Origin of the sequence: Priestia sp. D3YE.R1, from assembly GCF_049199565.1 — a bacterium.
GTDB lineage: Bacteria > Bacillota > Bacilli > Bacillales > Bacillaceae_H > Priestia > Priestia aryabhattai.
Map to the genome: position 1 here is coordinate 75,113 of NZ_JBLTHW010000004.1, position 12,188 is coordinate 87,300.

General features: G+C 39.5%; 14 protein-coding genes. All 14 read left to right on the top strand.

The genetic code is table 11. The features are described from left to right. Window positions 1-125: 125 nt before the first annotated feature. On the top strand, window positions 126-755 hold the full coding sequence (upp, locus tag ACOZIR_RS22050; RefSeq protein ID WP_013059810.1) for a uracil phosphoribosyltransferase: 630 nt from the start codon (window positions 126-128) through the stop codon (window positions 753-755). Window positions 756-777: 22 nt separating this feature from the next. After that, window positions 778-1,929: a non-hydrolyzing UDP-N-acetylglucosamine 2-epimerase gene (gene wecB, locus ACOZIR_RS22055; RefSeq protein WP_340141664.1), complete on the top strand. Its 1,152-nt coding sequence runs from the start codon at window positions 778-780 to the stop codon at window positions 1,927-1,929. Window positions 1,930-1,996: 67 nt separating this feature from the next. Further along, window positions 1,997-4,189 carry a S8 family serine peptidase gene (locus tag ACOZIR_RS22060; RefSeq protein ID WP_045293784.1) on the top strand — a complete coding sequence of 731 codons (2,193 nt, stop codon included), beginning with the start codon at window positions 1,997-1,999 and terminating at the stop codon, window positions 4,187-4,189. Window positions 4,190-4,486: 297 nt separating this feature from the next. Beyond that, window positions 4,487-4,708, top strand: coding sequence for an AtpZ/AtpI family protein (locus ACOZIR_RS22065; protein ID WP_013085464.1), 222 nt, complete (start codon window positions 4,487-4,489; stop codon window positions 4,706-4,708). Window positions 4,709-4,714: 6 nt separating this feature from the next. Beyond that, window positions 4,715-5,086: an ATP synthase subunit I gene (locus ACOZIR_RS22070; protein ID WP_013059806.1), complete on the top strand. Its 372-nt coding sequence runs from the start codon at window positions 4,715-4,717 to the stop codon at window positions 5,084-5,086. Between the two features lie 18 nt (window positions 5,087-5,104). Next, entirely contained in the window at window positions 5,105-5,815 is a 711-nt protein-coding gene (atpB, locus tag ACOZIR_RS22075) for a F0F1 ATP synthase subunit A (RefSeq protein WP_013059805.1), read from the top strand. A 90-nt stretch (window positions 5,816-5,905) separates the two neighbouring features. Then, window positions 5,906-6,118, top strand: a complete 213-nt coding sequence (atpE, locus tag ACOZIR_RS22080; protein WP_013059804.1) for a F0F1 ATP synthase subunit C — start codon at window positions 5,906-5,908, stop codon at window positions 6,116-6,118. Window positions 6,119-6,220: 102 nt separating this feature from the next. Next, on the top strand, window positions 6,221-6,739 hold the full coding sequence (locus tag ACOZIR_RS22085) for a F0F1 ATP synthase subunit B (protein ID WP_013085463.1): 519 nt from the start codon (window positions 6,221-6,223) through the stop codon (window positions 6,737-6,739). Then, complete coding sequence (locus ACOZIR_RS22090) at window positions 6,736-7,281, top strand: F0F1 ATP synthase subunit delta (protein ID WP_340141665.1); 546 nt, start codon at window positions 6,736-6,738, stop codon at window positions 7,279-7,281. The genes ACOZIR_RS22085 and ACOZIR_RS22090 overlap by 4 nt, the downstream gene beginning before the upstream one ends. A gap of 15 nt (window positions 7,282-7,296) precedes the next feature. Beyond that, window positions 7,297-8,805, top strand: a complete 1,509-nt coding sequence (gene atpA, locus ACOZIR_RS22095; protein ID WP_045293783.1) for a F0F1 ATP synthase subunit alpha — start codon at window positions 7,297-7,299, stop codon at window positions 8,803-8,805. Between the two features lie 105 nt (window positions 8,806-8,910). After that, window positions 8,911-9,768, top strand: a complete 858-nt coding sequence (locus ACOZIR_RS22100) for a F0F1 ATP synthase subunit gamma (RefSeq protein WP_013059800.1) — start codon at window positions 8,911-8,913, stop codon at window positions 9,766-9,768. A gap of 36 nt (window positions 9,769-9,804) precedes the next feature. Continuing rightward, window positions 9,805-11,226 (top strand): F0F1 ATP synthase subunit beta, encoded by a 1,422-nt coding sequence (gene atpD, locus ACOZIR_RS22105; RefSeq protein WP_013059799.1) that lies wholly within the window; start codon window positions 9,805-9,807, stop codon window positions 11,224-11,226. Window positions 11,227-11,252: 26 nt separating this feature from the next. Next, complete coding sequence (locus ACOZIR_RS22110; RefSeq protein ID WP_045293782.1) at window positions 11,253-11,657, top strand: F0F1 ATP synthase subunit epsilon; 405 nt, start codon at window positions 11,253-11,255, stop codon at window positions 11,655-11,657. 275 nt (window positions 11,658-11,932) lie between these two features. Continuing rightward, window positions 11,933-12,169, top strand: a complete 237-nt coding sequence (locus ACOZIR_RS22115; RefSeq protein ID WP_013059797.1) for a DUF1146 family protein — start codon at window positions 11,933-11,935, stop codon at window positions 12,167-12,169. Window positions 12,170-12,188: the final 19 nt, after the last annotated feature.

Genomic DNA, 12,188 nt, shown 5'->3' on the forward strand with positions numbered 1-12,188 from the left:
TTTCTGTAAAATGAATGCAATGTATAAATTTAATTAGCAAGAGATATGTTTTTACTAGTACGTACCATTCAATTCGTTGAATGGTATTTTAATGTGTACATCTTTATATATAAGGAGAGATATCAATGGGCAAAGTATACGTATTTGATCACCCGCTTATTCAACACAAATTAACTTACATACGCGATGTAAAAACGGGAACGAAAGAGTTTCGTGAATTAGTTGATGAAGTGGCAAGCTTAATGGCTTTTGAAGCGACACGTGATTTACCGCTAGAAGATGTTGAAATTGAAACACCGGTTTGCAAAACAAAGTCAAAAGTTATTGCAGGGAAAAAGCTTGGTATCGTTCCAATTCTTCGTGCTGGTATCGGCATGGTAGATGGATTTTTAAAACTAATGCCAGCTGCTAAAGTTGGACACGTTGGCTTATATCGTGATCCAGAAACATTACAGCCTGTTGAATATTATGTAAAGCTACCTAATGATGTAGAAGAGCGTGACTTTATTGTAGTAGATCCTATGCTTGCAACAGGAGGGTCAGCTGTAGAAGCAATCAACTCTCTGAAAAAAAGAGGCGCTAAAAACATTAAATTTATGTGTTTAATTGCTGCTCCTGAAGGCGTGGAAATTGTAAAAGAAGCACACCCTGACGTAGATATTTACATTGCAGCATTAGATGAAAAATTAAATGACCATGGATATATTGTTCCAGGTTTAGGTGATGCAGGGGATCGTTTATTCGGTACAAAATAATTTGTAGATTTGGGTGATGAACATGAAGCAGCCAATTAAAGTAATGACGATATTCGGGACAAGACCAGAAGCAATTAAAATGGCTCCTCTAGTATTAGAGCTTAAAAAGCGACCAGAAGAGTTCCAAGCAATTGTTACAGTAACGGCTCAGCACCGTGAAATGTTAGACCAAGTATTGAGCATCTTTGACATTCAGCCTGACTATGACCTGAACATTATGAAGGATCGCCAAACTCTTATGGACGTAACGACTAGAGGATTAGAAGGCTTGGACGACGTAATGAAAAAAGTAAAGCCGGACATCGTACTTGTACACGGTGATACAACTACGACGTTTATTGCTGGGCTAGCAGCTTTTTATAATCAAATTCAGGTCGGGCATGTTGAAGCAGGTTTGCGCACATGGAATAAATATTCTCCATATCCGGAAGAAATGAACCGTCAGCTTACAGGTGTTCTCGCTGATTTGCACTTTGCTCCAACAGATAAGTCTGCAGCTAATTTGCAAGCGGAAAACAAAAAAGAAGAGCGAATCTTTGTCACTGGTAACACAGCTATCGATGCGTTGAAAACAACAGTAAAAGAGACATATGAGCATGAAGTGTTAACGAAATTGGGAGATGATCGTCTTATTTTGTTAACGGCACATCGCCGCGAAAATTTAGGCGAACCAATGAAAAATATGTTCCGTGCTGTTAAACGTATTGTGGATGAACATGAAAATGTGCAAGTTGTGTATCCTGTTCATTTGAATCCAGTAGTTAGAGAAACAGCAAATGACATCTTAGGAAATGACCCGCGCATTCATTTAATTGAACCGTTAGATGTAATTGACTTCCATAACTTCGCTGAGCGCGCTCATATTATTTTGACAGATTCGGGCGGTGTTCAAGAAGAAGCGCCTTCATTAGGCGTACCTGTATTGGTACTTCGCGATACAACAGAGCGACCGGAAGGAATTGAAGCAGGAACGCTCAAACTAGCAGGCACGGAAGAAGAAACGATTTATACGCTAGCAAAAGAGCTGTTAATAGATGAAGACGTATATAAGCAAATGTCACAAGCATCGAATCCTTACGGAGACGGTTTAGCTTCTAAACGCATTTGTGATGCTATTAGCTACTATTTCAACCGCCGTGAAAACAAACCGAAAGCTTTTAATCCGCTTTCGTAAGATTTCTAAACACCTTTCACATGAAAAGTGTCTCTTTGAGACACGATAGTGTGAGAGGTGTTTTTTTATGTGGATTAAATGGTTAATGATTAGCTTTATATTGGGAAGTGGGGGAGGGCAAATGTCGCTCAATCCAATATTTCCTTCTATAAAACAAGAAATGAATCATCAGAAAAAATCAATCATTGTGATGATTGAAAAAGAAAAATTCACGAAATTTAAAAGTCAGCTACAAAAAAATTATCCTAATATAAAGATTAAGAGCGAATTTCACACGGTATTTACAGGACTTTCATTAAACGGCTCCATCTCGGATTTGAAAAAAATATCCGGGAATCCATCTATTATTAGTTCACATTCTATTAAAAACTATCAGGTTACAGAAGAAAATAGCGTAACGTTCATTGGTTCAGAACAGGTAAGAGGCTTATTTGATACTCATAATCAGCGCTTAACAGGAAAAGGGATCAAAGTAGGCGTTATCGATACGGGGGTTGATTATTCTCACCCTGATTTAAAACAAACCTACAGAGGAGGGTACGATGTAATAGATGAAGATTATGAACCGATGGAAACCACTCGTGAGCAAGGAGAACCGACTCTGCACGGTACTCATGTAGCTGGTATTATTGCAGCGAATGGGAATATTAAAGGCGTAGCACCCCAAGCGGAAATCTACGCATACCGAGCTCTTGGACCTGGGGGAGCTGGAACGTCTGAAAGTGTTATTCTAGCTATCGAAAAAGCAATTCAAGATGATGTAGATATTATTAATTTATCATTAGGAAATGATGTGAATGGCCCCGATTTACCAACAAGCTTAGCGTTAGATCGAGCTGTTGAAAAAGGAATTGTAACGGTTACATCTAGCGGCAATTCAGGTCCAGGTTTATGGACCGTGGGTTCTCCAGGTACAGCGGGAAAAGCTATTTCGGTTGGCGCTTCTGTTTCCCCGACAACAGTTCAATTTCTAACAATCGGATTTAATAAAGAAAAAATTATGATGGCGCCGGTAGAAGGGTCGCGCCCATGGACGTTTAATCAAACGCTGCGTGTAATAAATGAACAATACTCTAAAGAGCAAAAGCATGCGTTAGGTAACGTCATTTTGCTAAAAACAGAGGGAAATGCGGTTGAAAAAAAGATTAAACAAGCTGAACAGGCGGGAGCAAAAGCCGTTATTTTATATAGTCCGACCGAAAGAAGTATAATCGGTAAACTAAAAGAGTCAGTAAATATTCCAGTGATATGGGTAAGTAAAAAAAGCGGTGATACCATTAGTCAATATATAGAGTCTCAACAACCGTACTTACGCACTGGCCAGCAAGTGGTGCAAGACTTGCTCACATCTTTCAGTTCAAGAGGGCCTGTAACGACTACTTGGGGAATCAAACCAGACGTCGTCGCACCAGGTTACTTCATTAATAGTACAGTTCCTGGAGGGTATGAACGCATGCATGGCACAAGTATGGCTGCGCCCCATGTAGCTGGAGCATGTGCGCTGATTTTACAAGCTCACCCTAAATGGTCTCCTGAACAAGTCAAAGCTTCATTGATGAACACCAGTAAAGTAATGCAGCAGCTAAACGGTCAAACGTATCGCGTATATGAACAAGGAGCGGGAAGAATTCAAATAGCAAAAGCCGTCACAGCAGAATCTTTATTTTATCCATCTTCTTTATCTTTTGGTATTTTTACGCGTCCATCAAAGAAAGTTTTATCTTTTAAAATTGATAACCAGTCTGATAAAGCAAAAACGTACCGTTTAAACGTTCCGAAAAGGGATGAAGGAGTGAACTGGGATGTTCCATTACCCGTCACGGTGCTACCCCATCAGACAAAAGAGATAGCTGTCACTTTATCGGTGCAGCCCCGTTTTAAAAATAAAGGTATATATGACGGATATTTGGAAATAAATGATTCACGTGAAACATTTTCGCTTCCTTATATGTACATGATTAGCATTCCAGATTATCCTCGTGTCATGGGATTGCAAGTAGCAGCGGAAAAAGAGAAAAATACGTATAGCTATGAACTGTTTTTGCCTGAAGGAGCAGATCAGTTAGGCGTCGCTCTTTTTGATAAGCAGTCTTTACAGTTTGTATCGTATTTAGATGTTGACGTGGATGTAGAAAGAGGCATGAGAAAGCGAAAAATAACGATTGATGAATCGCTTGTACCGGGAGTGTACCAAATATTTGCATTTGTGAAAAAGCATAGACAAGAGCAGGTTGTACACAGTACAATAACGATTGAATGAACCTCTTTAAATGTTTTCATTTAAAGAGGTTTTATGTGTGGCAGAAATGTGAACAATAAGAAGAGATTGTGAAGTTTTTAGCTTAAACACATTGACATTAAATATACGCTATTGTATGCTTACAGGGAATATAAATGATAAGGTTTTCAACCTGTGAAAACCGTTGATATTTCTGCGCATTTTATTAGCTGTTTTTACCTTTTTTAGCAATTTTTTTTGCCTTCCTATCATATATTGAGCTATGAAAACGATAGAGAATTCGGAAAAAAGAAAATTTTGCAAAAGGGGTATGAGTTTATGAAAGATCGCAACCGTCATCCTTTGCAAGCGATGGCATTAGTGTCAATCATTCTATCACAGTTAGCAGGTTCAGTCTTAATTGGCTTATTCTCTGGAAGATGGGCTGATCAATGGCTTGACACCGAACCACTATTTTTGATTTTAGGCCTTCTTTCAGGGCTAGCAGCAGGTGTTTTTATGATGCTGCGAACAGTCCACCATTTTTTTTCAGGAGATTAATAATTCATGCAGGATTTGCAGCACGTTTTTCCAAGACTTCGTTCATACATATTGTATTTGTTAGCATTATACGTTCTCGGCTGGGGATTTACAAGTTATAAGGCTGTTTTTGCAGGTTTAATTTTAGGAACCGCCCTGAGTTTGTATAATTTGTGGAACTTAGTAAGAAAGTTTGAGCAGTTTGGACAGGCGTTGGATGAGGGGAAAAAGCCTCGTTCAATTGGGACTGTTGTAAGATTTGCAACAGCTGCTCTCGCAGTTGTGATTACCATCTCTTATCCAAAAACCTTTCATATTATTAGTGTAGTTGTGGGATTAATGACGTATTATGTTGTCATTATCATAGATTTAGTTGTTCAAAATATGCGTAGAAGATAGAAAGAGAGGTGAACACAGTTGGGTCATGAATCACCAACTATAGAGTTTCTAGGCCTTACTTTTAGTCAAAGTAACTTGCTTATGGTTACCGTAGCTTCTGTTATTGTATTCTTAATTGCAGTTTTATGTACTCGTACTCTTGCTATGAAGCCAAGCGGTGCACAAAACTTTATTGAATGGGTCTTAGATTTTGTTAAAGGACTCGTTAATAGCAATATGGATTGGAAAACAGGTGGCCGCTTTTTGACGCTAGGTGTAACTTTACTTATGTACATTTTTGTGTCAAATATGTTGGGTCTTCCATTTGCCATCGTGATTGACCATAACTTATGGTGGAAATCGCCAACCGCTGATCCAGCAATTACGCTGACGTTAGCCGTTATGGTAGTTGTACTATCACATTATTATGGTATTAAAATGCGAGGTTTCTCTGCATACACGAAAGATTACTTCAAGCCAATGGCATTTTTATTCCCGCTTAAGATTATCGAGGAGTTTGCCAATACGTTAACGCTTGGCCTTCGTCTTTACGGTAATATTTATGCTGGGGAAATTTTGTTAAGCTTGCTAGCTGGTTTAGCAACAACAGGCTTCCTAGGTACAATTGGAGCTGCTATCCCAATGCTTTTATGGCAAGGATTCAGTATTTTTGTAGGCGCAATTCAGGCCTTCATTTTCACAATGTTAACGATGGTTTATTTATCTCACAAAGTGAGTAGCGACCATTAATTTATAAAGCTTTGTTCAAGTAATACCCAATTTGGACAAAACAAAACTTAGTTAAACAAAATCATATATATTAAGGGAGGACTTTATAAAATGGGTTTAATAGCATCTGCAATTGCGATTGGTTTAGCGGCACTAGGTGCTGGTATTGGTAACGGTCTTATCGTTTCTAAGACGATTGAAGGCACAGCTCGCCAACCAGAAGCACGTGGTACATTAACTTCAATGATGTTCGTTGGGGTTGCCTTAGTTGAGGCGCTTCCAATTATCGCCGTAGTTATTGCATTCATGGTACAAGGTAAATAATAATGTGTTACATGTGGCGAAGATCATTCAAAAGAACCTTCGCCATTACTTTATGTCTTTAAGAAGTAAATTATATATGTGGAGTCTCTGAAGGGAGTGAACATGGCCGTGTCGAACATGTTTGTGTTAGGAGCAGCAGGCATTAATGGTGGAGATATTCTTTTCCAATTAGTGATGTTCCTTATCCTACTTGCGTTACTTCAAAAATTCGCGTTTGGTCCTGTAATGGGAATCATGAAAAAACGTGAAGAGCATATTGCCGGTGAGATTGATGAAGCAGAAAAGCAAAATGAGGAAGCGAAGAAGCTTGTTGAAGAGCAGCGTGAAATCTTAAAGCAATCTCGTCAAGAAGTGCAAGTAATGATGGAAAACGCTAGAAAGTCTGCAGAAGATAAAAAAGAAGAAATCATTGCGGCAGCACGCGAAGAGTCTGAGCGTCTAAAAGCTGCAGCAAAACAAGAAATCGAACAGCAAAAAGATCAAGCAGTTGCTGCGTTACGTGAGCAAGTTGCTTCATTATCTGTTTTAATTGCGTCGAAAGTTATTGAAAAAGAACTTTCTGAACAAGATCAAGAGAAGTTAATTCATGAATATATCCAAGAAGTAGGGGATGTACGATGAGTCAACCAGCTGTAGCCAAGCGCTATGCACTAGCTCTTTTTCAATTAGCAACAGAAAAACAGATGATCGATGAAATGCAAGACCAGCTACAAATCGTTGAAGAGGTGTTTGCTAAAACACCTGAATTAATGGATGTATTAACTCATCCAAAAATTACAATTGAGCGAAAAAAACAGTTTGTAAGTGAGGCATTTGCTGAACTTTCACCAACTGTTCAACATACGGTTCTTCTATTATTAGAGCGTCACCGCATTCAAATTGTTAGCCAAATGGTACAAGAGTATCGTTTCCTAGCGAACGAAGTACGTGGCGTGGCAGATGCAACTGTTTATTCTTTCAAACCTTTAAGCGCAGATGAGAAAAGAGCAATCTCGCAATCATTTGCTTCAAAAGTTGGAAAACATACGTTAAATATTTCAAATGTAGTAGATAAAAGCCTAATCGGCGGCGTGAAGCTTCGCATTGGTAATCGTATCTATGATGGCAGCATTAGCAGCAAATTAGAAACGATCCACCGAGGACTTCTTGCACACAGATCGTAGATAGGGGTGAAATTCATGAGCATCAAAGCTGAAGAAATTAGTGCGCTGATCAAGCAGCAAATTGAAAACTATCAGTCTGAGATTAAAGTGAGTGATGTAGGTACTGTTATCCAAGTTGGGGATGGTATCGCACGTGCTCATGGCCTCGACAATGTCATGGCTGGAGAACTGGTTGAATTTTCAAATGGTGTCATGGGAATGGCACAAAACTTAGAAGAAAACAATGTAGGTATCATTATTTTAGGACCATATACGGAAATTCGTGAAGGTGACGAAGTTCGCCGTACAGGACGCATCATGGAAGTTCCAGTAGGAGAGCAGTTAATCGGTCGTGTTGTTAACTCATTAGGTCAGCCAGTAGACGGCTTAGGCCCAGTAGAAACAACAAAAACACGTCCAATTGAAGGTGCTGCACCTGGCGTTATGGATCGTAAATCAGTACATGAGCCGCTTCAAACAGGTATCAAGGCGATTGACGCACTTGTGCCGATCGGTCGTGGACAGCGTGAGTTAATTATCGGTGACCGTCAAACGGGTAAAACATCGGTAGCAATCGATACAATCTTAAACCAAAAAGATCAAGATATGGTATGTATCTATGTAGCGATTGGCCAAAAAGAATCAACAGTTCGTAACGTAGTAGAGACATTACGTAAACACGGTGCTCTAGATTACACAATCGTTGTAACAGCATCAGCTTCACAACCAGCTCCACTATTATTCTTAGCACCATACGCTGGAGTAACAATGGGTGAAGAGTTTATGTATAACGGTAAGCACGTACTTGTTATTTACGATGATTTAACAAAACAAGCATCAGCTTATCGTGAACTTTCATTACTATTACGCCGTCCTCCAGGTCGTGAAGCGTATCCAGGGGATGTATTCTATCTGCACTCTCGTTTATTAGAGCGTGCGGCAAAGTTATCGGACGCAAAAGGCGGAGGTTCATTAACAGCTCTTCCATTTATTGAAACGCAAGCAGGAGACGTATCTGCTTATATCCCAACGAACGTAATTTCGATTACAGACGGACAAATTTTCTTACAGTCAGATCTATTCTTCTCAGGCGTACGTCCTGCGATTAATGCTGGTCTTTCTGTATCACGTGTAGGGGGATCTGCACAAATTAAAGCGATGAAAAAGGTAGCAGGTACACTGCGTCTAGACCTTGCATCTTATCGTGAGCTTGAATCGTTTGCTCAGTTCGGTTCTGATCTTGACCAAGCAACTCAAGCAAAATTAAATCGAGGAGCGCGTACAGTTGAAATCTTAAAACAAGGTTTACACAAACCGCTTCGTGTAGAAAAACAAGTAGCTGTGCTTTACGCATTAACAAAAGGCTTCTTAGATGATGTTCCAGTATCAGATATTACACGCTTTGAAGACGAGTACTTAACATGGTTAGAATCAAACCGTAAAGAAGTACTTGAATCAATCCGTGCAACTGGCGGCCTTCCTGAAGCTGGCGTATTCGAATCAGCACTTGAAGAATTCAAGAAAACATTTATTGCATCTGAATAATATATTGTCAGCATGGTATGTTAAGACAATCTTTCAATAAGGTGAAGGTGAACAAATGTTCACCTTTCATACCACGTGATCTTCTAAAACAAGGTGGTGAAACCTTTGGCATCATTACGTGATATACAAACTCGAATCACATCGACGAAAAAAACGAGCCAGATTACGAAAGCAATGGAAATGGTTTCAGCTGCAAAGCTGAATAGAGCGGAACAAAATGCAAAATCGTTTGTTCCATATATGGAAAAAATTCAAGAGGTAGTCTCAAGCGTAGCCCTAGGCAGCAGAGGCGCTTCACATCCAATGTTAACTGCACGCAGCGTGAAGAAAACTGGTTATATCGTAATCACTTCAGATCGCGGTCTAGCAGGAGCATATAACAGTAATATTTTGCGAAAAGTATCTCAAGCTATTGAAGAACGCCATCAATCACCTGATGAATACGGTGTGATTGCAATTGGACGAGTAGGGAGAGATTTCTTCGTAAAACGCGGTATTCCGGTTTTGCTTGAAATCACAGGCTTAGCAGATCAGCCAGCTTTTGCTGACATTCAAGGGATTGCTTCACAAACAGTTCAAATGTTTGCGGACGGTACATTTGATGAACTTTACTTATACTACAATCACTTTATCAATACGATTTCACAAGAAGTGACGGAGAAGAAGCTATTGCCTCTAACAGATCTTCAACCTTCTGGTAAACTTGTTGGTTATGAATTTGAACCATCACAAGAAGAGATTTTAGAAGTACTACTTCCTCAGTATGCAGAGAGTTTAATTTACGGTGGCCTGCTTGATGGAAAAGCAAGTGAGCATGCTGCTCGTATGACAGCGATGAAAAGTGCAACAGACAACGCAAAAGATCTTATCAATAATCTTACATTGTCATATAACCGTGCACGTCAAGCGGCAATTACCCAGGAAATTACGGAAATTGTTGGCGGAGCGGCAGCGTTAGAATAGAAAGTTTAATGGAAAAGCAAGTTAGGAGGGAACACGATGACAAAAGGACGCGTTACTCAAATCATGGGTCCAGTTGTAGACGTAAAGTTTGACAACGGACACCTTCCGGCAATTTATAACGCCCTTAAAATTTCACATAAACCGAGCAGTGCAAGTGAAGTTGCAATCGAATTAACATTAGAAGTTGCGATTCACTTAGGTGATAACACAGTTCGTACAGTAGCAATGTCATCCACTGACGGCTTAGTTCGTGGATTAGAAGTAGAAGATACAGGTGCAGCAATCTCAGTACCAGTTGGTGACGTTACGTTAGGTCGTGTATTTAACGTATTAGGTGAAAAAATCGACTTAGACGCCCCAATCGATGCAGGTGCACGTCGTGATCCGATCCACCGTCAAGCACCAAAGTTCGAAAATCTATCTACACAAGCTGAAATTCTTGAAACAGGTATTAAAGTAGTAGACTTATTAGCTCCTTACATTAAAGGTGGAAAAATCGGTCTATTCGGTGGTGCCGGTGTAGGTAAAACAGTATTAATTCAAGAGTTAATCAATAACATTGCTCAAGAGCACGGCGGTATTTCGGTATTCGCTGGTGTAGGTGAGCGTACACGTGAAGGTAATGACTTATACCATGAAATGACAGATTCTGGTGTTATTAAGAAGACGGCTATGGTATTTGGACAAATGAATGAGCCGCCTGGTGCACGTCAGCGTGTTGCATTAACAGGATTAACAATGGCAGAATATTTCCGTGACGAACAAGGTCAAGACGTATTATTCTTTATCGATAATATCTTCCGTTTCACACAAGCGGGTTCAGAAGTATCGGCATTACTTGGCCGTATGCCATCAGCAGTAGGTTATCAGCCAACATTAGCGACGGAAATGGGTCAGCTTCAAGAGCGTATCACGTCAACAAGCGTAGGTTCTGTAACATCGATTCAAGCGATTTACGTACCAGCCGATGACTATACGGATCCAGCTCCAGCGACAACATTTGCTCACTTAGATGCAACAACAAACTTAGAGCGTAAATTATCAGAGATGGGTATTTACCCTGCGGTAGATCCATTAGCATCTACATCTCGTGCTTTATCTCCTGAAATTGTTGGAGAAGAGCATTATGCAATTGCGCGTCAAGTTCAACAAACGTTACAGCGTTATAAAGAGTTACAAGATATCATTGCAATCCTAGGTATGGATGAGTTATCTGATGAAGATAAACTTGTTGTACAACGTGCTCGTCGCGTTCAATTCTTCTTGTCTCAAAACTTCCACGTAGCAGAACAATTTACAGGTCAAAAAGGTTCTTATGTTCCTGTAAAAGAAACTGTTAAAGGATTTAAAGAGATCTTAGAAGGTAAATACGATCATTTACCTGAAGATGCATTCCGTTTAGTTGGTCGCATTGAAGAAGTTATTGAAAATGCGAAACGTATGGGAGTAGAAGTTTAATTTAAGGGACATAGGAGGTTTTTTAAATGAAGACAATCCATGTCAGTGTAGTGACTCCTGATGGCCCAGTTTACGAATCAGAAGTGGAAATGGTAAGTACCCGAGCACAGAGCGGTGAGCTTGGTATTTTACATGGCCATATTCCGATGGTTGCTCCTTTACAAATTGGAGCCGTCCGCTTGAAGAAAGCAAGCAGTACAGAACTTGTGGCTGTTAGCGGAGGATTTCTTGAAGTAAGACCTGACAAAGTAACAATTCTTGCACAGGCTGCTGAAACAGCTGAAGAGATTGACGTAGCTCGTGCAGAAGAAGCGAGAAAGCGCGCTGAAATGCGCCTTGATAGCAAACAAGACGACGTTGATGTTAAGCGTGCTGAAATTGCCTTAAAACGCGCAGTCAATCGTTTAGATATTAGTCAACGTAAGTTCTAAAAAAAAGCCCTCTCAAACGAATGAGAGGGCTTTTTTGCTCTATTATATAAAAGAGGAAGAGTAAATAGCATTCGTCTATGATTACATATTTCATTTAACTAAACGTATCCATCTTCTTTATTTCTCCTAATAATGGAAAAGGATCTTAAAATAGGGAATAAAATAAATGTTTTTCATGTTACCGTTTACGAATTTGCATAAGTGTGCTTTAATATGAAAAGAAGAGACGATGATCGTCTCTTCTTTTCATATGGTGTTTAAAAGGAGTGCTTTTATTGTTTGGAGGAATTGAGCAGCAAACGTTACTAACCATGATTTCACATTTGATTTTTATTGTGATTACTTGGTATGCTTTGCAAGGCTTTCAAATTGAAAAGCTGATGAAACCTAATCATGTGTTTCAAGCAAAATTAATGCTTATTTTATTGACCATTACGATTTCATCAACAGTAAGTAATTTCTTTTTGGATTATTTATTTTGGTCACAGCGCATTCCCTCATTTTTTCAATGATTGGCAAGCTATGAGTCTA

Excerpts from the sequence above, each read along its gene's own strand:
- upp (WP_013059810.1), top strand. The coding sequence starts at position 126 with ATGGGCAAAGTATACGTATTTGATCACCCGCTTATTCAACACAAATTA.
- atpE (WP_013059804.1), top strand. The coding sequence starts at position 5,906 with ATGGGTTTAATAGCATCTGCAATTGCGATTGGTTTAGCGGCACTAGGT.
- wecB (WP_340141664.1), top strand. The coding sequence starts at position 778 with ATGAAGCAGCCAATTAAAGTAATGACGATATTCGGGACAAGACCAGAA.
- ACOZIR_RS22090 (WP_340141665.1), top strand. The coding sequence starts at position 6,736 with ATGAGTCAACCAGCTGTAGCCAAGCGCTATGCACTAGCTCTTTTTCAA.
- ACOZIR_RS22110 (WP_045293782.1), top strand. The coding sequence starts at position 11,253 with ATGAAGACAATCCATGTCAGTGTAGTGACTCCTGATGGCCCAGTTTAC.
- ACOZIR_RS22070 (WP_013059806.1), top strand. The coding sequence starts at position 4,715 with ATGCAGGATTTGCAGCACGTTTTTCCAAGACTTCGTTCATACATATTG.
- ACOZIR_RS22085 (WP_013085463.1), top strand. The coding sequence starts at position 6,221 with ATGGCCGTGTCGAACATGTTTGTGTTAGGAGCAGCAGGCATTAATGGT.
- ACOZIR_RS22060 (WP_045293784.1), top strand. The coding sequence starts at position 1,997 with ATGTGGATTAAATGGTTAATGATTAGCTTTATATTGGGAAGTGGGGGA.
- atpA (WP_045293783.1), top strand. The coding sequence starts at position 7,297 with ATGAGCATCAAAGCTGAAGAAATTAGTGCGCTGATCAAGCAGCAAATT.
- atpD (WP_013059799.1), top strand. The coding sequence starts at position 9,805 with ATGACAAAAGGACGCGTTACTCAAATCATGGGTCCAGTTGTAGACGTA.
- ACOZIR_RS22065 (WP_013085464.1), top strand. The coding sequence starts at position 4,487 with ATGAAAGATCGCAACCGTCATCCTTTGCAAGCGATGGCATTAGTGTCA.